Source organism: Cohaesibacter gelatinilyticus, assembly GCF_900215605.1.
GTDB lineage: Bacteria > Pseudomonadota > Alphaproteobacteria > Rhizobiales > Cohaesibacteraceae > Cohaesibacter > Cohaesibacter gelatinilyticus.
The window spans coordinates 854718-874699 of sequence record NZ_OBEL01000001.1; the positions used below are offsets into that span (position 1 = coordinate 854718).

Below are 19982 nucleotides of genomic sequence, written 5' to 3' on the forward strand. Positions count from 1 at the left end.
TAAAAATTGGTTCTGAAACAAAGATTTCAAGATCTGTTCGTTAGAAAAGAGAAAACCCGGTATCCAGTTTTTATGGATACCGGGTTTTCTTTCGTATGAACTCAAGTCATACAATCAGGCTGTGCCACCAAGGGCATCCTTATGGGAGTTGTCGTCCTCCAGATGCTTGGCATTCTCTTTCAGATTTTCAATCAAGCGTGTCTCAAGCAACTGACCCTTCTGATACAGGATCGGATAGGCAACCGTTGAAATCTGGCTGTTGAAGTCCTGAAGTGCACGCAAGGTCTCCAGATGAATGTCGCTGGAGTCAAAGGATTGTGTTGCACCTTCGGACAGACGCTTGAGATGCTGTTTGCGGCTCTTGCGTTCATAGCGCTTCACATCACCCTTTTCGGCAACCAGCAAGCGGGCACTTTCCATGTCATTGGAGATCAGCACATTGGATGCCAACGCCATATTGGCCAGAACCTTCTCATGCAGGCAGACAAGCTCTTTCCAGCCTTGATTTGAGAATTCCAGCTTGGCTTTAGCCTTTTGCTCTGCGAGTGGCAGCAAGCGCTTGGCAACGATGTCACCGGCGGTTTCCAGTGCAATGGCATAATCCATCAGATTGTGAATCTGCTTCTTGTGCTTTTTGCTCATTTCATCTTGTGGTATGGCCGCGACATAGGTGCGGATATCGCTGAGTGACTGATTGACATGATTGTCCAGCTCAATGAGCGCATCGATCTTGTCCAGATCACCATGTTCATATTGATCCATGACCGGGCGCACCATGCGGTCGACCACATCGGACATGCGCAAGACTTCGCGTTTCAGACTGGCAAAGGCAAGGGAAGGAGTGCCAAGTACGGCCTGATCCAGTGCAGAATGGACAAGCCCCAGATCCTGACTTTGCGATTGCGTATCGCGCTCCGGCAGAAAACGAACCATGGCGGGCTCCAGCGCCCTTACAAAGACAAGGCTCAACAACAGAATGAGGTTGAAGGCAAGATGGACATTGACCAGCATCTGTCCCGCGCTCACTTGTGGCAGATAGTCAAAAACCGGTAGATTATTGATCAAACCCAAAGCCACCAGAGCCCAGCTACCCCGTAACAACAGATTGCTATAGAGAATGCGACGGCCCGGTGTGCCCATGCCCCGGCTGAGCCAGATTGGAATGAAGGCACTGCCAAGATTAGCACCAAGAACCAGTGAGACACCGGCAGCCAATGGCAAAGCATCGATGCTGACCAAGGTCACACACATCAGAATGGTTGCCACACTGGAATGCATGACAAAGGCAAGAGCAGATCCGACAAAGAAAGCAGTCAGATAATCCTTGGCCAGATAACCGGCAATTGCAGGCAGAAAAGAGCTATCCCGGATTGGCATCATGGCTGCACGCAGCAATTCCAGCGACAACAGGATGAAGGCAACACCCATCAGAATACGACCAATCTGACGTGGTCGGGTATCTTCGACCTTCACGAATAGATAGCCGCCAATGGCCAGTAATAGCGGAATGAGCCAATCGAGTTTGAAGCTCAGGATCTGAATAACGAGAGCCGAACCCAGATCAGCACCAAGGACGGCAGCCAGACCAGAGCCGAAGCCAACGAGCGAGCTGGCCGCAAAACCCGAGACCAGCAATGCAACGGCAGCAGAGCTTTGCAGCACCACGGCCAACCCCAATCCGGCAGTTGCGGCTTTGACTGGTTTCTTGTGCCGCGTCAGCAATCGCTGAAAGGATGCACCATAGCTCCGCTCGATGCCGGTGCGCACCATGCGCACGGCAAAGAGCAAAAGCATGGTCGCTCCTGCCAGATTGATCAAGAATTCAAGGATTGCCATTGCAAACCTTTCCTAATTTGCTCGCCGATGCCATCAGGTTTTAACCGTGGTCCTGAGCCGAAAAGATGCGGGGAGGAAAGCTTTCGACTCGCTCGACAAGACATGCAAAATCATCATGAAGTTGATGAGAATATAACAAGATATAGCGATCAAGAAAAGAAAAAGTGTACTCAGTGCATTTATTAAATTAAAAAAGCGTACAAAATGCACATCGCTATAATTTCATGTCGAAAAATACAGACAGAAAATCGCGGAATTCTGCGGTTGGTAAAAGATAAGAAAAGGCGCAACTAGTGCGCAATTTCATCTCCGATATAGACTGCTATTGTGGGAAACCCGCAGGTTTTCTCACTCCAATCATGGTCACTTGTCACAAATAAGCCCTGATTGCGGCCAAATTGGTACCGCTAACATATAGGTGATTCTTCTATTCTTATGGGTTTGTGGCGCACGGACATCGTTATGTATCATTCGTGGCGATGTTTCTCGACGATTGCGTCAATTGCATCCAGCTGGATCTGCTTTTCCTGATCAGACAGGAAAGATGCCTTGAAGCTGTTCTGCGCCAATGTCACCAGATCCTTCTCAACCAGTGGCAGATGCTCATAGACGGCCCGATAATTGTCATTCAGATAGCCACCAAAATAGCTTGGATCATCTGAGTTGACGGTCACCAGCAGACCTGCATCCATAGCCTTTTTCACCGGGCTATGAGCAAGCGTTGGGATGCCTTTCAGGCGCCAATTGGAGATCGGGCACATGGTCAGTGGTGTCTGAGCTTCGGCGAGACGCTGGGTGAGGGCGGGATCATCCAGTGCATGATTACCATGGTCCACCCTCTCAACTTTCAAAAGATCCAGCCCTTCTCGTACATTCTCCGCTGTGCCTTCCTCGCCCAGATGCGCGACAGGCACAAAGCCTTCTTCGCGTGCTTTTGCAAAAACCCGTTCAAACAATGGAGGAGGGAAGCCTTTTTCTGAACTGTCCAGCCCAACCCCGAAAATATGCTCTTTATGTTTGCAGGCACATTCCAGCGCGTCAAAGGCTTGCTCTTCTGGCAAATGCCGTAGGAAGCACATGATCAGTTTGGAGCTGATGCCCATCTCTCTCTGTGCTTGCTCCAAAGCAGACGTGAGGCCGCCCAACACGGTCTCAAAGCTCACACCGCGATCGGTATGGGCTTGCGGATCAAAGAACAACTCGACATGAGTGAGGCCATCCTGATGCACGCGTTCCAGATAGGCCCAGGTAAGATCAAAGAAATCCTGTTCGGTCAGTAGCACGGACATGCCAAGATAATAAAGATCGAGAAAATCCTGCAGGCAGTCAAACTCATAGGCCTTGCGTACATCTTCGACATCTTTATAGGGCAGGGAGATCTTGTTGCGCTTGGCAAGTCGCAGCATCATTTCCGGCTCCAACGTCCCTTCAATATGCAAATGCAGCTCGGCTTTCGGCAAATTATCAATCAGTTTTGACGCAAGATCACTCATATAAACCCCATTTTCTTCCAGACTCTAAAGGCGTCAGTCTAACATATGTCGCCTTCAACCAAGAGTATAAAGCGTCTCTATTTTTTATTGAAATGAGACAGAATGTAATCATCCGCCCAGGAGAAAAGCCCTAGAGCTTTGACAAAACCACAATGGCCTCCGGTCGCCGCGATCTCAGAACTCAAACCCTCCAGTTCAGGCAATAATGAGCAATCTTCAACTGGTATGACAGGATCATCCTTGGTGAAAAGCAGATGACAGGGCGCATCCATGCTTTTAAGATTTTGCTCCGTCAGACCATAGGCAGCAAAATAGCTGCTGGCAGTCTCATGATGCGAAAAGCGAGGAATGAAATCTTCCTGCAAGGCCATTATGTCGGTATGATCCTGCAGATCGGCATGATCCCCAAAGGCCGAATAGAGCGAGAGCTTGGTAGCAAGAGACTTCTGCCATTTGCGCACGAAATAGCGATTGTAGATTGCACTTCTCTGAATGGCCCAGCTCACTCGTTCTGGATCGACCGGTGGACAAAGAGCCAGTGCGCGTTCAATGGGCAAATCATGGCGATTGGCATTGGCCGCAATTCGTACAGCAAAGTTTCCACCTAGCGAGAAGCCGGCCAAATAAAAGCGCTTGCCGGGCAGCATCTCTTTTAGCGAACTCAAAGCCTCCAATACTTCCTCAAGCCGAATGGCCAAAAATGGCGCTTCATTCAAATGATGCGTCGGCCCATGATCGCGCAAATGCAGGCGAAAGACAGAATAGCCATTGCGATGCAGATGGTTTGTCGCCGACATCAAATAGGTGGACGTGTAACATCCTTCCCATCCATGGATCAGAACCGCCAGCCGGCCGTCATCATTTGAATTGGGACTATATACCCCATGCAATTGAACTCCATCCCGGCAAGGCAATACAAACTCATAGCTCTCCCGCTCCAGCCCCCGAACCATGGCCTTCACCAACCATTTCCGAGGTCCATTATTGCCAAAGATGGTGTTGAGATGAGCGAGGGGGGATATGGAACGGTTAAAAGATAAGGACATTGGTTTTTACTTCAAAGGAGGGCCGTCTTGCAACAAGGTTTGCGCCTTGGTTCATCTATCTACTTACTACGGGAGAACGCAATCCTAAGTTCATACAAAGTCTCAAATGTGATGTCTTGTTGTTTCAGTCCAGACAACACCATCTTGAAATTCCCCCCACAAAAGCGTAAGTCAGTGGCCCGAATGGGCCAATGTGCCTCGAAACCTGCATGGACAGACAATCCGAACCTGTGAGCAAGTCGTTGAACAAGATGGATAGCAATATAAAATCAATGACTAAGGTATTTTCCCGACGTCGATGACGGATTGGATTTCTATAGGTTTTTTTATTATTTTAGAACAGTGTCTTATCGGTAGCTCATTCTTCTTGTTGCACGAAATGTTGTATTTAGGCATTTGAGCTATGGCATGCAAACTACGTTTGATTGCTGGTTGATTAAGCCAAGTTCTATGTTCAATAATGCATCTTTTGATTGCAATGAGCCTTTGCTTTGGGTGTAATGTTCAGAACAAATCATTTGGGTCTATTAGTTTCTAGGGAATAATGAAGCAACGTTTTAGCTCTTTTGTAGAGAGTAACCAACCATGTGGGCCAACTCTGCCGATCGTTCATACAACTGATTGGTATGTTTTGCGTGATTTGATTGACGGTGATCGTAAACTTAAGCCTATGAACTGTCCTGTTTTTGGTGAGCGCCTGTCGTATTTTTTTTATGGAAAACCTTGCTATCGTAAGCATATTGGAGAAGATCCAAACTCATTATCTGCATTCTATTTGGTAGGAATAATTCTGAGAGCTGAAGTATTGGGGAAGTTTGTACGAATGTTTCCATTTGACAGTGGCGCCTATGTAAATGGATTCTATGACTCTTCGTTACATCCGCAAATGGATGTAAACGATTTTTCACTCAAGCCTGAAATGAAGACAGCAGAGAAGACTGTTTCTACTTTTTTTGAAAATAACGAAAATTACATGAAGGGGATAGTTGCGAATAAAATTACTCCATCAGTAATGGATATTGAGGTGGAAGCTTATTTATCTATAGTTGGAGACAAGTCAAAAACAAAAAGTGATGATCGTAGAGGCGCTATTGAATTTCAAGTTTCTGATGAAATTATTATAAATAAGCGGAACGTTCTTGCGGTAATTCTTCCTGAGCAACTTCTTGATGATAAATTTGTTAGAGATTTTATCGAAGTGGAGCTTGGTGCGAAACCCCTGCATTACCTATGTCCTCACGCGCGGCCCTCGGAAGACGCTCGAGCAATAATTGCAGAGGCTAATAGATTTTACAAAAGTGAAGGTTTCTATGGCTGAAGAACCGCTTTTTAAGCTGATTGGAGGGGTTGCGGTAACCCCATATCCTTGCTTTGCCACGCCGGTTTTTAGCGGGTCAGAATCCAATTGTTTGTATATCCAAGAGATTACCAAAGAAGACGTAGTTACTGAGATGTGTAGTGTCAGTGAGAATGCGATACGGGATATTGCTTATTATGACTGCCCTCTTAGAGCCAATCTAGGCGACCTCGGGCTTTATGCATATCACGATCTGAATGGTCTGAAGCATGTTGGTCAGAAAAAGCAGATCGCGGAAACCCTAGTGAGGGATTTCAGTCATTTGTATGAGTATCCATACCTTAGTAAAACAATTGCAAGCTTTTTGAATAACAAAGAGTTTAAGCTTGTTGCAAGGCTTCGTATGGAAGTAATGGATCGTGCATGTTTATACGAAAGAAGCAAAAATGGAATTAAATTGCATATTTCCAAGAGAGAGATTGAGGTTTTTAGTTTTATAATAAACGGAAGGGGGAATGAGGAAATAGCTGATGCCTTGGGGATTTCAGAAAATACAGTATATACACATGTTTCTAATGTTAAGAGGAAGACTGAATCTATAAATAGACTTGAGGCTGTTGTTAAATTATTTAGGCTTGGTTATATAAGTAAAAGTTTGTATTTATGATGGTTTGTATTAGGGGTGTTTATATTTTTCGAATGTATTTTATAAGGTTTGTAAAAAAATGTTTAGATAGTTTATTTGATCACTTCAATCTCGCCTACAGCAGCAGTTTATCTTTCTTGTCTGGGTCGATCCCGTCAATATGATCTACGGCCTGCTGCATTGTGACCTTTGCTCGCTCAATCTGTTCTGCTTTGGCATATTCGAGGATGGCGGCGAACGTTTGCGAAAGAAACGACATCGCTTGGGCGTTTTCTAAATATTCGGACCAGTGGCGTTCTGTTCGGGCAAATCCGAGTTCGTCTAATTTGATTATGACTGTGTCCAGCTTGGCGACATCTTTTATGCGCCAGTCCCACTCTCTCGGCGCCATGTGCCAGCCAACAAAGTCTTGTACGAGATTCCTTGCTGCCTGATAAGCTTCCTCCAAGTCGGGTGTCATGGCCTTTAGGTGGCGTTTATGGCGGTTGTCATACCAACGGGCGAACTCATTGGCATAAAAGCCGAATGGTACCGCTCCAAGAGCTGTGACCACATATGGAAAGGGCTGAGTGCCAACCAGTGCTTCCAGCCAAGTCACGGCCTCACCCCACATGCTGGTAAGCCATGCGAGCAATGCTTGATCATTCGGTGAGATAATTCGGAAAATCGCTTCAATCGCGACGGTAATGAGGGCTCCGAGCGCCAGATAGCCAATATTTTTGAATATGTTCCACATGCCCGATTAATAGGGCGATTCCGCATAAGTTGTGGAGTCTCATAATGCATGGAAGTTTGATTGATTGTTGCGAAATGCTCAATTTACCCAAAAAACGCTTGATGTTCTTTTTGGGCGGCTTTGCGGCGTTTTTCTATATAGTCGGCCAGGTCCTGGACGTGGACGCCTTTTTTGCATTTTTGGCTGTTTTCCATGCGGATGACGGGCAGGTCGATCTGTCCGTCATTTAGTTTGCGCATGAATTTTTGATGGGTGAGGCTGAAAAGTCGAAGTCGCTAGTTTACGGCGTTACAATCTATTGATCATCTCGCTAAAGGGAGCAAGTGTCGCTTAGATAGTCGGCATAGCTCGAAACTCCTGACAAATGTGATATCGCCGGAAACAACACTATCTTGAATTTCCTCCCGCAAAAGCGTAAGTCAGTGGCCCGAATAGGCTGATATGCCCAGATGCAAGCAAAGATCGTCAATCCAAACCTGCGAGCAAGTCGTTGAACAAGATGGATAGCAATATAAAATCAATGACTAAGGTGTTTTCCGTGGCGCCCATGATGGAGTGGACGACCCGTCACTGCCGGGTGTTTCATCGTCAACTGTCCAAAGAAGCGCTGCTTTATACCGAGATGGTGACAACCGGGGCGGTGATCCATGGGGATCGGGAGCGCCTCTTGGGCTTTGATGATGTCGAGCACCCAATCGCTGTTCAGCTTGGTGGGTCTGATGCGAAAGAGCTGGCTGAAGCTGCCCGGATTTGTGAGGATTGGGGCTATGATCAGATCAATCTCAATGTCGGATGTCCCTCTGATCGCGTGCAGTCTGGAAAGTTCGGTGCCTGCCTGATGGCCGAACCGGACCTGGTGTCCAATGGTGTCAAAGCCATGAAGGCGGCCGTGAGCATTCCTGTCACCGTCAAATGCCGTATAGGCATTGATGAGCAGGATGAAGAGCAGGCCTTGGACACCTTGGTGGATCAAGTGCTGGTTGAAGGCTGTGATTCCATCACTGTTCATGCACGAAAAGCCTGGCTACAAGGTCTGAGCCCAAAGGAAAATCGTGATATTCCGCCGCTCAATTATGACCGCGTCTATCGTCTGAAACAGCGTCTGCCCAACGTGCCGGTTGGCATCAATGGTGGCATTGAAACGCTGGATCAGGCTGAAGATCATCTTGCCATCATGGATGAAGCCATGCTGGGGCGTGCAGCTTATCATTCTCCGGCAATTCTGGCCGAGGTTGACCGTCGCATCTATGGCAAGAAAGTGGAAGATGCTGACCTGTTTCAGGCTGCGGAAGCGATGATCCCCTATATCGACAAGCATATCGCCAAGGGTGGTCGGGCCAATCATGTGACACGCCATATGTTGGGTCTCTTTCAAGGACGCCCCGGTGCGCGTCGTTGGCGGCAGATCATGACCGTAGATGCCGTCAAACCTGATGCAGGGTCGGAAGTCATCATCAATGCTTTGGCTGCTTTGCGCTGAACCGTTCGCTGACGGCCTTACCACCAAGCGGGCTTGACCCGATCTTTTCAATGATGATAACTGCGTTCATCAGAAATTTAGTCATGCAGCAGCATATTGCTTCATGTGCGCTCTCCCGGGAACTCACCCCAAATGCCAGCAACCCTTGATCCGATGCTCATTTCCCTTGCGCTTGCATTGATGGGGGCAGGGGCCGTCGCTGGACTTCTGGCCGGAATCTTTGGCATCGGTGGCGGTGCGGTGATGGTGCCGGTTCTCTATCAGTTTCTGGGCACGTTAGGTGTTGAGGATGCGGTGCGCATGCATCTTTCCGTGGGTACCTCGCTGGCTGTGATAGTGCCGACTTCTTTGCGGTCCTATTTCTCCCACAAAAGCAGGGATGCAGTCGATCAGGACCTGCTTAAAAACTATCTTGTCTCGGTGCCCATAGGGGTAGTGATCGGCTCGCTGGCCGTAAGTTATATCTCGGCGGACGGTCTGAAGGCCGTCTTTGCCGCCATAGCCTTTGTGGTGGCGTTGAAGATGATGTTTGGAAAGGAAAGTTGGCGCTTGGCTGAAGATTTGCCTGGCGCGACTGGTCGTGGTGCCGCTGGTGTTATGATCGGCCTGTTGTCTTCTCTCATGGGGATTGGCGGCGGCGTTCTCAATAACACCTTCATGACCTTGTATAATCGTCCGATCCATCAGGCTGTGGCGACATCATCTGGCGTCGGTGTGCTGATTTCCATTCCTGGGACGCTTGGCTTCATCTGGGCAGGCTGGGGTAAGGAAGCGCTGCCAGATTTCTCGCTGGGCTTTGTCAATCTGCTGGCCGTAGCCCTGATCATTCCAATTACGATCTACACTGCGCCTTTGGGTGTGAAGATTGCTCATAGTCTGCCCAAAAGCGTGCTGACGCGCGCCTTTGGGATCTTTTTGAGCATCGTCGCCATTCGTTTCATTTACGCTCTATGGGCATAAGGTGAAACAATCAGGGTTGCAACGTCAAACGATCATTGGAAACGGACCAACTGCCCAGTTTTTCCAGATAGCTCATGCCGAGCAGGCTCTCGCGTAAGGCACCAGGCTGGGAAACCATGGCTGGGACACGTCCGCGATGAATACCGCCGACATCGACGGAATTCAGCATCAAACGCGCGGCTTTGGTTCGGCCATTGGCGGTGGATACGGGTGTGGAAAATTGAAGGCCTTCCGGGTTCAGGCCAGCTGCTTGTGCATCTTCATAGGACAGCACAACCGAGGTGGCACCGGTATCCACCAGCATCGGTACTTCTCTACCATTCACCTTGGCCAGAACCATGAAATGTCCATTACCAGAACGCGGGAAGGTAACACTGCCGGAATTGGATTGAATACCCATGCCGGGGACCAATTCACCCGCAACACGGCCCACAAGCATTTTGGCATCATCCTTGAAGCTATAGGCAAGAACAAGTCCGAAGCCGATCAGCACCCAAACGGCCAATTGCTTCAGAGATTGTGCCATGGAGCCAAGGGAGCGAAAGCGACCTGCAGCCAGATAGATAAGCCAGGAGGAGAGAACGGTGACGGCTGCGACTTGCTCAATGGGAAGACCAAACACTTCGCCTGCTTCGTGATTGAACATCAACACGGCGGCAGCGGTGACAATCAGACCCATCAGGACATAAAACATTCAAAATATTCCTTGTTCACATTGAGCGATAGCCGAAGCATTCAAATCTTCCGATATTGGCTATCTCTATTCTCTATATAGGAATGAAAAAAGATTATTGCGAGGCGACAGTCGACTGGAGTGGGAAATGCTCCTCCAATCGGGAAGACAGCTCTTCCATGATGATCGTCCGCTCTTCATCACTAAAGCTGCGCCAATTGACAATCTCATCCATATGTCGACCGCAACCAAAGCAAAGCTGGCTTTGCTCATCCAACCGACAGGATTTTACACAAGGAGACTGGATCGCCATAAGTCACCATTCTTGAAATGATCTGAAAAGAAAAAGGGATTATCCGGCAGAGGCCAGCAAAAGCAAACCGACACCAAAGGCAATTTCGCCGATTTGCTGAGATCCCCCCAGAACATCGCCTGTTTGTCCACGAATATGGCGCTTTGAAAGCCAGACCATATAGCCGCTGGCACAAACTACCCCTACAAAGGCTGAGAGGGCGGCAACCAGCCCGAAATAGGGGACAATCAGACAGCCCGTTACAATGGCAGCGAATGCAACCCCGATTCCATAGGAACTGGTGGTTGGCTGACCGGCGACAGATGAGAGACCATGAAGACGTGCAGCAGGCAACGTATACCAGACATGTAACATCGGAACACGAGAGACCATGCTTGAAGCCAGAAACGCAACTCCACCGGTCCAGACACCGTAATTCTCAAACAAATAGGACAGGATGCTGAAGCGGATCAGAACCGAGAACAACAAGGCCAGTGCGCCGAAGGAGCCAAGTCGGCTATCTTTCATGATCTCGATCTTGCGCTCGATTGTGTGACCACCGCCGAAACCATCGGCCATATCAGCCAAGCCATCTTCATGCAGGCCACCAGTAAGCAGAGCCATGGTCGCCAGTGTAAGCCCAGCCAGCAACATTGGCGGCAGCGGAGCGGTAAGAGCTATCGCATCAAAAAGCGTGGCCGGTACAAGCGAAAGAAGACCAAGCAATAATCCGACCAGTGGCAGGGTTCTGCTGGCGCGCTCAAAGTCTGGAAGTCCATCACTTACGGGACCGAAGAGTGTGGCGACAGGAATGCGGGAGAAAAAGGCCAGACAGTCGCGAAAGTCATGAAGCCAATGGCGTGCATCGCGTTGAACACGATCCAGCATGTCGAAAAATCCGGTATTTTTGTCGGATGTAGGCTCATCGTGGTTTTTACTGTCAGACATAAGGTCACTCTCACGCTTTACATCTTGCTCTTTGACTGCATCCCGGTATATCTCGGCACGTGGCAATTGGCAGATTGGCCATAGCACATCGTAATATCAGGATCTTGAGGCAACATCCAAGCTTAGCTGAGGATTGCCAGATCAAGACCGGGTGAGCGGTGAGAAGAGTGCCATAAACCAGCGTGGCAAAAAAGCCTGAAATGTCGGGGTTGGTAAAGAAAAGCGCCCGATTGTCGAAACCAAAAAGGGTAAGAGACCATGACCACTTCTGCGACCGGAATGCCATTCGATGATATTCTGTCCTTGATTGATCAGATGGCCGGACCAGATGAAGATGCTCGTGCCACGGTAAGGGCGCGTGATGCAGTGTTGACCAAACCGGCAGGATCGCTTGGCCGTCTTGAGGATCTGGCAGAGTGGGTTGCTGTTTGGCAGCGTCAGGCGCCACCAAAGGTGTTGCGCCCACTGGTTGCTGTTTTTGCAGGCAACCATGGCGTGGCAAATCAAGGTGTCTCTGCTTATCCCGCGTCTGTGACCCAGCAGATGGTCGAAAATTTTGCGGCTGGGGGTGCGGCGGTCAACCAGCTCTGTATCACCAATGATCTGGGCCTGAAAGTCTTCGATTTGGCACTTGATTTTCCAACTGGTGATATCACACGCGAAGACGCCATGGACGAGATGAGTTGCGCACGCACCATTGCCTTCGGTATGGAAGCCATTGCAGGCGGCACTGATCTTCTTTGCATTGGCGAGATGGGCATTGCCAACACAACCATCGCCGCTGCCATTTATGCCGCATTATTTGGTGGCGATGCTGCCGATTGGTGTGGTCGCGGGACAGGCGTGGATGATGAAGGCCTGAAGCGCAAAGTTGATGCTGTCGAGAAAGCTCTGGCATTTCATGATGGTAATCTGGATAAACCGCTGGAAGTGCTGCGCAGGTTGGGTGGACGCGAAATTGCCGCTATGGTGGGTGCGATCCTTGCAGCTCGTTTGCAAAATATTCCAGTCATCGTTGATGGCTTTGTAGCGAGTTCCGCTGCTGCCGTTCTTTATGCGCTGGACAAGGCGGCTCTGGATCACTGCATCTTTGCCCATGTTTCTGCTGAAAGCGCTCATTCGCGCGCTCTGGATGCGATGGGTGTCAAAGCTCTGTTTGATTTCGGCATGCGTCTGGGCGAGGGATCCGGTGCTGCATTGGCGGCGGGCATCGTGAAAGCTGCTGTTCAGATCCATGAAGGCATGGCGACATTCGAGCAGGCCTCGGTAGATGGTCCCGCAGAAAACTAAGCTTCCAGAGATATTCAGAATAAAGCAAAAGGCGATCTGGAAAGATCGCCTTTTGCTTTGCAACATATTCAAGCTTTGAGCTTAAATAGCGCGTTTGAGTTGAATGCGGCCCTGATTTCTATCCTGGTGTATTGGAAGTACATCCATAACACGGGATGGGGGGAAGGTTGCCGTGACCGTGGTACCAACCCGTAAGGTGGATTTGAGATCAAACTCACCATCATGCATTTGAACGAGTGCCTGAACAATCGACAGACCAAGACCGGATCCATCTTCAGCAGACTGGATGGCAAGGGAACCTTGCCCAAAGGCACTGAGAACGGTTGGTATTTCGTCTTCTGGAATGCCAGGGCCAGTATCCTTGACCTGAATATATTGCCCACCATCTTCGGTCGGCTTGACCAATAGAGTGATTTCGCCACCCGGTGGGGTAAATTTCACGGCATTGGTCAGCAAATTCAGCATGACCTGACGCATGGCACGTTCATCCGCCCAAAGCTTTGGCAAGTTCAAATCCAGTTCCAGACGAATGGTGACGTCTTTATTGCGGGCGCGCAGTCTTAGCAAGTTCTCGCAATCCTCTGCCACATAGCTCAGAGTGACCGCTTCTTCATTCAGCTTGTAGCGCCCGGCCTCAATGCGAGAAAGATCGAGAATCTCATTGATCAGGTTCAAAAGATGGCTGCCCGAACTGTTGATGTCACCGACATATTCTCGATATTTGTCATTTGGTAACGGCCCGAGAACTTCATTCTGCATGATTTCGGAAAAGCCGAGAATGGCGTTGAGTGGCGTGCGCAATTCATGTGACATGGTGGCCAGAAAACGGCTCTTGGCCGTATTGGCTTCCTCGGCTTGACGACGAGACTCGTCAGAAATGGCCTTGGCTTGTTCCAGCTCCGCGATCAGAAAATCCTTCTCCATGCGGAAGTTCAGCATGGCCAGTGTCGAGCGATAAAGCCGATTTGCGAGCATCAGGAAGAAGAACATGGACCCGACTGCGAGCAGTGAGAGCGTCATGTCCATGTTTTCGGCATTCAACACGGCAGTGCCGATCACAACAGCCGAAATTGGCAGAGTTCCCGCCCAGGTGCTGGCAGGCAGGGTGAAGCAAAGCATGGTGGAGACCGCCACCACGATCAGCATGATGGCGAAATGAAATTCGGCCAGATAGGCTACGTCTTTTTGTGTTGGCAGCAGTAAAATACTCGCCCAGATGATGCCCGAAAAGAGGTCTCCAACAAAGAAACGGCGCTTCCAGCTACTCAGATCAAGATCTTCCTGCGGCAAATCTTCGAACTTGCGTGCCAGCATCAGCATGACCAGATGAGCAACAAAAGCCGCAGCAATCCAGGACAGAGTATGCAACGGTGTTGCCCACAGAGTGGACACTGCACCAACAATCAGCAAAAGCAAAGGAATGGCCAAGGAAGCACTGGTGCGGTTTTTGGCGTACATCATGGTCAGTTCATGCTGAAACGATGGCCGATAGCCATTGGTCGTGTTCAACTGTTCGCGAACATCATGCACGGTACGCAAAACTGCGCGACGGCGTGCCGCACGTTTACTGTTTATGCCCCGACTGTCATTTTCTTTCGAGCGGCGAACGCTTTGGGCTCCAGCCATGAAAAAGAATGCCTCTAGTGAAGGGATGCTCAAGTCATCACGTTTATTTTTATGCAACTTTGAAACAAATGTCTTAAAATCCCCCTCAGGAAGATGGTTAATTGCTCGTTAAATCAGATTTGTGGAAACTATATAAATAGTTGATTTATATTATTAAAATTGAAATTCCATATGGTGCTGGAACAAGGATTTATTTAGACCGGTCGACATGGGTAAAACAGGGATCAAAATGGTGGGAAAACAGCGGGAAAGACAGCTTGAAGATCTCCGGCATGAGATCGAATCCTGTCGTCGATGTCGAGACAATCCGGTTGGTGTCCAGTTACCCCACGAACCCAATCCTGTTGTGCGCCTTTCCAGCTCAGCGCGCATCTGTATTGCAGGGCAGGCACCGGGAATTCGCGTGCACGAAAGTTCTCTTCCATTCAATGATCCGTCAGGGGATCGTTTGCGCCAATGGATGGGCATTGATCGTGATCTCTTTTATGACGAAAACCGGATTGCGATCGTCCCAATGGGTTTTTGCTTTCCTGGTTGGGACAAAAAGGGAGGGGATTTGCCACCGCGAAAGGAGTGTCGAGAGCTGTGGCATGATCAACTTTTTGAACTCATGCCGCAGATAGAATTGGTTTTGGTGATTGGTCAATATGCCCAGCGCTATCATATGAAAGAGTTACGCAAGAAAACTCTGACCGAGACTGTAAGAAATGCAGTAGAGATTTTCGAAAATTCCCAGAAACCCCAATTGCTTCCTTTGCCTCATCCTTCCTGGAGAAATTCTGGTTGGTTGAAGCGCAATCCATGGTTTGAAGATCAGGTTCTTCCATTGCTGAAACAGGAGGTCAGACGTTTGACATGTTGATATATCTGCAAAATTTTGGACTGATCGGGAAAGTATGACAAATTATGTGAACGAAGATGTGAAGCTGCTATGGAGAACGCCTTAATTTTCGGAAGTTTGCAAAATTAATATTAAATGAGAAGTATGAGCTATTTGGTGTTATGAAACCTTGTGTTTGAGAATGAATTTCTATAAATTTGAAGTTAGGCAATGTTTGTTGGAATGAATTTCCGAATTGTTGACTGCTAAAGGTTGGATTGAAAAATGTTGGACCGTCTTGATCGTCGAATTCTACAGATCCTGCAAGAGGACGCGACTATGCCCGTGGCGGAAATTGGCCGCCGGGTTGGCCTTTCAACCACACCTTGCTGGCGACGAATCCAGAAAATGGAAGAAGAAGGTGTTATCACTGGTCGTGTGGTCATCCTTGATCCGGAAAAGGTCAATGCCAAAGTCACAGCTTTTGTAGCGGTTACGACCACGGAACATTCCTCTGATTGGCTGAAGCGCTTTGCAGATGTTATTCGCGACTTTCCGGAAGTGGTCGAGTTTTACCGCATGGCCGGACAGGTAGATTATCTGTTGCGTGTGGTTGTACCGGATATCGAAAGCTATGATGTTTTTTACAAAAAACTGATCGGTCGTATTGAAGTTGGCGATATCTCTACTACATTTGCAATGGAGCAGATAAAATACACCACGGCATTGCCGCTGAATTATCTGCCGGAAAAAGAGCCTCGCTGACCTTCTGCGACACAAAAGGTTAGGCTCTCCTATGATAGCTTGGCGCTATCTCGACAAAGAAAAGCCCGCTTTCTTCATTGAAGAAGCGGGCTTTCTTGTTTTAGGTGGATAGCCCACATTGTAATTCTCGGTCGTGATCAAGCAGAGCGACGAGAAGATGTGTCCCGGCGATTGCAGCCACAAGATACGTTTTGGTGAGCGAAGCGAACCAAGACAAGCGTATTCGAAAGAAAATGGATGGGCGGTTTTGCCACCCAGCCAGTCTTGATTAGTCGCGGTTCAAAAGTGCTACAAGGGAAGATGTGTCCCAACGATTGCCGCCCATGCCCTGCACTTGCGCATAGTACTGATCGACACTGGCAGTTACTGGAAGGCGGGCGCCATTGTTACGGGCTTCGTCCAGAACAATCGAGAGATCTTTACGCATCCAGTCTACAGCAAAGCCGAAGTCGAACTCACCCTTGGCCATGGTGCCGGCACGGTTCTCCATCTGCCAGGATCCCGCTGCTCCTTTGGAGATCACATCTACAACTGCATCAACATCCAAGCCAGCTTTCTGGGCGAAATGCACGCCTTCAGACAGGCCTTGAACCAAACCTGCAATACAAATCTGGTTGACCATCTTGGTCAATTGGCCAGCGCCAGATGCGCCCATCAGGCCAACCATGCGCGCAAAGCATTCGATTGCTGGTTTGGCTTGCGCAAAAATGGCTTCATCGCCACCACACATGACAGTCAACACACCATTCTCGGCGCCAGCTTGGCCACCAGACACGGGAGCATCAATGAAACCGACGCCGATATCCTTGGCGTCTTGATAGAGCTCGCGTGCGACTTCAGCAGATGCAGTGGTGTTATCGACAAAGATGGAACCTGGCTTCATGGTAGCAAATGCACCGTCAGGGCCAGTGGTAACCGAACGCAAATCATCGTCATTGCCCACGCAGGCAAAAACAAAATCCGCTCCTTCCGCTGCTTTGGCAGGTGTTTCAGCATAGTCCCCACCGTGCTCTTCTACCCATTTTTGAGCTTTGGCAGTTGTGCGGTTATAGACGGTCACAGCATGTCCGCCTTTGGACTTCAAATATCCCGCCATCGGGTAGCCCATCACGCCAAGGCCAATGAATGCAACTTTTGCCATGTCTCTCTCCTCAATTTATGGGAAGGAGGGCCATTCACCGGCCCGTTTTGATTTATGCGAACAATAGACAAGCAAATCCGCTTTGTCAGGCCATCATATTGTCTGGAAACAATTTTGCAGGGGAGGGAGCAGAGAACTCTTTTGATTGTCCATCGTGAAGGAATGTCAATACATCATGTCCTTGTAGCGCTCCAACATCTCTTCGCGCGTCTCTGCCGGACCATCCAGTTGTGTATGGGCTTTCATGATTTCCCCCATGGCCGGGAAAGAAGATCGTTCAATCGCATAGTCCCCAGCCCATAGCTTGGAGCGCATCAAAGCTTTTGCACACTGGAAATAGACCTCCTGTGCTTTGACACGGATGATCGATTTTGGGGTTTTGTTTTGCACACTGAAGTGGGCGCACAACTCGGAATCTGTTTCGATCTCTGCAACACCTTGAATGCGCAGTGTTTCATCCATACCAGGCACCAGAAAGAGAATGCCAATAGCTGGATTCTCAATCAGATTCTCCAGCGTATCGATGCGATTATTGCCTCGACGATCTGGAATAAGCAGAGAGATTTTATTCTCGATCTCTACAAAGCCCGGCGCATCTCCTCGTGGAGAGATATCGACCAAACCGTCCTTGCCCTGAGTTGAGAGAACGAGGAAAGGGGAGAGAGCAATGAAACGCTGGCAATAGTCATCGACATGATCAATCACCTTATTGGTCGGTATTGGCTTGGGATGACCGTAGAGGGCACGTAGATCTTCTTTTGAACGCATGATTGTCATAATGGATTTCCTGATTTCAAAAAGACTAAGTCATTAAAAAAGGCGGCTCGAAGCCGCCTGATTTTATCCTGAAATCTTGGAGAAGTCTGCCACCGTTCTGGTGGTCTCCCTGATCTGGTTGAGCATCTTCAGGCGGTTCTCACGAACCTCGGCCCGCTCATCATTCACGTGTACCTCTATCATGAATGCATCGACAGGAGCACGCAGTGCTGCTAACGCAGACATCGCAGCTTCAAAGTCTTCTTTTTCAACCGCCTCAACAGCTGCGGAACGAGCGGTATCAATGGCTGCGGCAAGGGCAATTTCCTCCGCCGCATCCAGATGTGCGCCTTCCACCTGACCGTTATAGGTCTCGCCGGACTTCTTCTCTTCAGCACGCAAGATGTTGGTCGCACGGCGATAACCTGCCAGCAGGTTTGTACCATCTTCACTGGAGAGAAATTCGCCCAGCGCTTCGACACGCTTGGAGATCATCAGCACATCGTCCTGATTACCGAGACCGAAGACCGCATCGATCAGATCATGGCGTGCGCCTTTGTCTTTCAGATGAACGCTCAAACGATCCGCAAAGAAGCCCATGAGATCACGGCCTTGAGTGAAATCAGGGCGAGCAGTCTTGAAGACGTCAAAGAGAGACAGACGAATGTTGTTGTCTTCCAAAATGCGGATCACACCAAGCGCTGCACGACGCAGAGCAAATGGGTCTTTGGAACCGGTTGGCTTTTCATCTATCGCCCAGAAACCGGTCAACAAATCCAGCTTGTCGGCCAATGCGACAGAAGCTGCGACTGGATTGCTCGGAATCTCGTCTGAGGGACCTTGCGGTTTGTAATGCATCTCAATGGCTTCGGCGACTGATGCATCCTCATCTTGTGCCAATGCATAATAACGGCCCATCAGACCTTGCAGCTCAGGGAATTCGAACACCATGTCGGAGACAAGGTCTGCTTTGGCCAGCTTGGCGGCGCGGGCGGCTTTATCTGCATCTGCACCAACCAGTGGCGCAAGGGCAGAAGACAGAGCGATCAAACGTTCAACGCGTTCAGTCTGTGTACCGAGTTTCTCATGGAAGACCATATTATCCAGCTTGTAGAGGCGTGTCTCCAAGCCGGTCTTCAAGTCAGTTTCCCAGAAGAATTTGGCATCAGACAGGCGTGCACGCACAACCTTCTCATTACCAGCAACAATAGTCGCACCATCATCTGGCGCAATCAGGTTGGAAACCAGTACGAACTTATTGGCCAGTTTACCGGTTTTCTGATCTTTCAGAACGAAGCATTTCTGATGCTCACGAATGGAAGTCTGGATCACCTCATCCGGCATATCCAAAAACTCTTCGTCAAAGGAACCCATCAGAACCACTGGCCACTCGACCAGACCACCGACTTCTTCGAGCAAGCCACCATCTTCGACCAGTTCCAGACCTTGTGCAAAGGCCAGGGTCTTGGCGTCGTTCAGAATGATGTCCTTACGTTCATCGAGATCAAGGATCACTTTGCGGGCCTTCAGGCCTGCTTCATAATCGTCAAAGCGTTTGACGTCAAAGCGTTCCTTGCCATGGAAACGATGGCCTTCCGTTGTGTTGCCAGTTACAATACCATCAACGTCAAAGGTGATAACCTCTGGTGCTTCTGCATCAATCCCAAATGTACAGACAATGGAGTGCAGTGGGCGAACCCAGCGAAGCGCGCCTTCTCCAGCCACACCCCATTTCTGAGATTTGGGCCAAGGGAATTTACGGATTGTCTCAGGTACCAGCCCGGCAATGATGTCCTCCGCCTTACGGCCCGGCTTGTTGATCACAGCCACATAGAAGTCACCCTTTTTCGGGTCGGACTGAATGGTTGCCTCATCAATGCTGGATAGACCGGCACCACGAAGGAAGCCCGCCAGAGCTTTTTCAGGAGCGCCGACGCGTGGGCCCTTGCGCTCTTCGCGGATATCGGGAGAAGAAGCCGTGCAACCGGAAACGACCAGCGTCAGACGACGAGGGGTTGCAAAAGCCCGAGCGCCCTCATAGGTCAAACCGGCATCAACCAGACCATTGGTGATCAGTTTTTTCAAATCATCGGCTGCCTTGCGTTGCATGCGGGCAGGAATTTCCTCGGAAAAAAGCTCAAGCAGAAGATCTGGCATTGTCGTCTCGGTTGGCTGAA

General features: G+C 49.4%; 18 protein-coding genes and 1 pseudogene. 7 read left to right on the top strand and 12 right to left on the bottom strand.

Annotated features, from left to right (window positions below; genetic code table 11):
- Positions 1-114: 114 nt before the first annotated feature.
- From CRO57_RS03795 to CRO57_RS03805, 3 genes are all read right to left on the bottom strand, one after another.
- Positions 115-1836: a Na/Pi cotransporter family protein gene (locus CRO57_RS03795; protein WP_097152049.1), complete on the bottom strand. Its 1722-nt coding sequence runs from the start codon at positions 1834-1836 to the stop codon at positions 115-117.
- A 467-nt stretch (positions 1837-2303) separates the two neighbouring features.
- The gene (locus CRO57_RS03800) at positions 2304-3329 is read right to left on the bottom strand and encodes an adenosine deaminase (protein ID WP_097152050.1); all 1026 of its coding nucleotides are present in this window, start codon (positions 3327-3329) and stop codon (positions 2304-2306) included.
- 77 nt (positions 3330-3406) lie between these two features.
- Entirely contained in the window at positions 3407-4375 is a 969-nt protein-coding gene (locus CRO57_RS03805) for a YheT family hydrolase (RefSeq protein WP_097152051.1), read from the bottom strand.
- Between the two features lie 544 nt (positions 4376-4919).
- Between CRO57_RS03805 and CRO57_RS24370 the strand changes: the two genes are divergently transcribed.
- Positions 4920-5693, top strand: coding sequence for a hypothetical protein (locus tag CRO57_RS24370; RefSeq protein ID WP_141401176.1), 774 nt, complete (start codon positions 4920-4922; stop codon positions 5691-5693).
- Positions 5686-6339 carry a helix-turn-helix transcriptional regulator gene (locus CRO57_RS03815; protein WP_097152053.1) on the top strand — a complete coding sequence of 218 codons (654 nt, stop codon included), beginning with the start codon at positions 5686-5688 and terminating at the stop codon, positions 6337-6339. Before CRO57_RS24370 ends, CRO57_RS03815 begins: the two co-directional genes overlap by 8 nt.
- Before the next feature lie 94 nt (positions 6340-6433).
- Here CRO57_RS03815 and CRO57_RS03820 read toward each other — a convergent pair whose 3' ends face one another.
- Positions 6434-7054, bottom strand: coding sequence for a hypothetical protein (locus CRO57_RS03820; RefSeq protein ID WP_097152054.1), 621 nt, complete (start codon positions 7052-7054; stop codon positions 6434-6436).
- Between the two features lie 83 nt (positions 7055-7137).
- A pseudogene (locus CRO57_RS03825) lies at positions 7138-7305 on the bottom strand (pyocin activator PrtN family protein); the annotation flags it as partial.
- Between the two features lie 248 nt (positions 7306-7553).
- On the opposite strand from CRO57_RS03825, the gene dusA reads away from it, so the two are divergent.
- Together dusA and CRO57_RS03835 are read left to right on the top strand one after the other, a co-directional pair.
- Positions 7554-8534 (top strand): tRNA dihydrouridine(20/20a) synthase DusA, encoded by a 981-nt coding sequence (gene dusA / locus CRO57_RS03830; protein WP_097152056.1) that lies wholly within the window; start codon positions 7554-7556, stop codon positions 8532-8534.
- 132 nt (positions 8535-8666) lie between these two features.
- Complete coding sequence (locus CRO57_RS03835) at positions 8667-9494, top strand: sulfite exporter TauE/SafE family protein (RefSeq protein ID WP_097152057.1); 828 nt, start codon at positions 8667-8669, stop codon at positions 9492-9494.
- A gap of 10 nt (positions 9495-9504) precedes the next feature.
- Here CRO57_RS03835 and CRO57_RS03840 read toward each other — a convergent pair whose 3' ends face one another.
- The 3 genes from CRO57_RS03840 to CRO57_RS03850 form a co-directional block, all read right to left on the bottom strand.
- Entirely contained in the window at positions 9505-10188 is a 684-nt protein-coding gene (locus CRO57_RS03840; protein WP_097152058.1) for a retropepsin-like aspartic protease family protein, read from the bottom strand.
- 94 nt (positions 10189-10282) lie between these two features.
- Positions 10283-10480: a DUF1289 domain-containing protein gene (locus tag CRO57_RS03845; protein ID WP_244580004.1), complete on the bottom strand. Its 198-nt coding sequence runs from the start codon at positions 10478-10480 to the stop codon at positions 10283-10285.
- A 39-nt stretch (positions 10481-10519) separates the two neighbouring features.
- Positions 10520-11407, bottom strand: a complete 888-nt coding sequence (locus tag CRO57_RS03850; RefSeq protein WP_097152059.1) for an adenosylcobinamide-GDP ribazoletransferase — start codon at positions 11405-11407, stop codon at positions 10520-10522.
- Positions 11408-11665: 258 nt separating this feature from the next.
- Between CRO57_RS03850 and cobT the strand changes: the two genes are divergently transcribed.
- Positions 11666-12697, top strand: a complete 1032-nt coding sequence (gene cobT, locus CRO57_RS03855) for a nicotinate-nucleotide--dimethylbenzimidazole phosphoribosyltransferase (protein ID WP_097152060.1) — start codon at positions 11666-11668, stop codon at positions 12695-12697.
- An 81-nt stretch (positions 12698-12778) separates the two neighbouring features.
- Here cobT and CRO57_RS03860 read toward each other — a convergent pair whose 3' ends face one another.
- Positions 12779-14323 (bottom strand): sensor histidine kinase, encoded by a 1545-nt coding sequence (locus CRO57_RS03860; protein ID WP_097152061.1) that lies wholly within the window; start codon positions 14321-14323, stop codon positions 12779-12781.
- A gap of 208 nt (positions 14324-14531) precedes the next feature.
- Here CRO57_RS03860 and CRO57_RS03865 point away from each other — a divergent pair, with 208 nt between their 5' ends.
- Positions 14532-15185 (top strand): uracil-DNA glycosylase family protein, encoded by a 654-nt coding sequence (locus tag CRO57_RS03865; RefSeq protein WP_244580005.1) that lies wholly within the window; start codon positions 14532-14534, stop codon positions 15183-15185.
- Positions 15186-15428: 243 nt separating this feature from the next.
- Entirely contained in the window at positions 15429-15908 is a 480-nt protein-coding gene (locus tag CRO57_RS03870; RefSeq protein WP_097152062.1) for an Lrp/AsnC family transcriptional regulator, read from the top strand.
- Positions 15909-16176: 268 nt separating this feature from the next.
- Here CRO57_RS03870 and CRO57_RS03875 read toward each other — a convergent pair whose 3' ends face one another.
- The 3 genes from CRO57_RS03875 to glyS all read right to left on the bottom strand — a co-directional run bounded on the left by CRO57_RS03875 (position 16177) and on the right by glyS (position 19962).
- Positions 16177-17049, bottom strand: a complete 873-nt coding sequence (locus CRO57_RS03875) for an NAD(P)-dependent oxidoreductase (RefSeq protein ID WP_097152063.1) — start codon at positions 17047-17049, stop codon at positions 16177-16179.
- A gap of 165 nt (positions 17050-17214) precedes the next feature.
- Positions 17215-17826: a pyridoxamine 5'-phosphate oxidase family protein gene (locus CRO57_RS03880; RefSeq protein ID WP_097152064.1), complete on the bottom strand. Its 612-nt coding sequence runs from the start codon at positions 17824-17826 to the stop codon at positions 17215-17217.
- A gap of 63 nt (positions 17827-17889) precedes the next feature.
- Entirely contained in the window at positions 17890-19962 is a 2073-nt protein-coding gene (glyS, locus tag CRO57_RS03885) for a glycine--tRNA ligase subunit beta (RefSeq protein WP_097152065.1), read from the bottom strand.
- Between the last annotated feature and the right edge of the window lie 20 nt (positions 19963-19982).

Coding starts and splice junctions, on each gene's coding strand:
- CRO57_RS03795 (WP_097152049.1), bottom strand. CDS start 1,836: ATGGCAATCCTTGAATTCTTGATCAATCTGGCAGGAGCGACCATGCTT.
- CRO57_RS03845 (WP_244580004.1), bottom strand. CDS start 10,480: ATGGCGATCCAGTCTCCTTGTGTAAAATCCTGTCGGTTGGATGAGCAA.
- glyS (WP_097152065.1), bottom strand. CDS start 19,962: ATGCCAGATCTTCTGCTTGAGCTTTTTTCCGAGGAAATTCCTGCCCGC.
- CRO57_RS24370 (WP_141401176.1), top strand. CDS start 4,920: ATGAAGCAACGTTTTAGCTCTTTTGTAGAGAGTAACCAACCATGTGGG.
- CRO57_RS03870 (WP_097152062.1), top strand. CDS start 15,429: ATGTTGGACCGTCTTGATCGTCGAATTCTACAGATCCTGCAAGAGGAC.
- CRO57_RS03860 (WP_097152061.1), bottom strand. CDS start 14,323: ATGGCTGGAGCCCAAAGCGTTCGCCGCTCGAAAGAAAATGACAGTCGG.
- CRO57_RS03865 (WP_244580005.1), top strand. CDS start 14,532: ATGGGTAAAACAGGGATCAAAATGGTGGGAAAACAGCGGGAAAGACAG.
- CRO57_RS03805 (WP_097152051.1), bottom strand. CDS start 4,375: ATGTCCTTATCTTTTAACCGTTCCATATCCCCCCTCGCTCATCTCAAC.
- CRO57_RS03840 (WP_097152058.1), bottom strand. CDS start 10,188: ATGTTTTATGTCCTGATGGGTCTGATTGTCACCGCTGCCGCCGTGTTG.
- CRO57_RS03815 (WP_097152053.1), top strand. CDS start 5,686: ATGGCTGAAGAACCGCTTTTTAAGCTGATTGGAGGGGTTGCGGTAACC.
- CRO57_RS03875 (WP_097152063.1), bottom strand. CDS start 17,049: ATGGCAAAAGTTGCATTCATTGGCCTTGGCGTGATGGGCTACCCGATG.
- cobT (WP_097152060.1), top strand. CDS start 11,666: ATGACCACTTCTGCGACCGGAATGCCATTCGATGATATTCTGTCCTTG.
- CRO57_RS03820 (WP_097152054.1), bottom strand. CDS start 7,054: ATGTGGAACATATTCAAAAATATTGGCTATCTGGCGCTCGGAGCCCTC.
- CRO57_RS03880 (WP_097152064.1), bottom strand. CDS start 17,826: ATGACAATCATGCGTTCAAAAGAAGATCTACGTGCCCTCTACGGTCAT.
- CRO57_RS03800 (WP_097152050.1), bottom strand. CDS start 3,329: ATGAGTGATCTTGCGTCAAAACTGATTGATAATTTGCCGAAAGCCGAG.
- CRO57_RS03835 (WP_097152057.1), top strand. CDS start 8,667: ATGCCAGCAACCCTTGATCCGATGCTCATTTCCCTTGCGCTTGCATTG.
- dusA (WP_097152056.1), top strand. CDS start 7,554: ATGGATAGCAATATAAAATCAATGACTAAGGTGTTTTCCGTGGCGCCC.
- CRO57_RS03850 (WP_097152059.1), bottom strand. CDS start 11,407: ATGTCTGACAGTAAAAACCACGATGAGCCTACATCCGACAAAAATACC.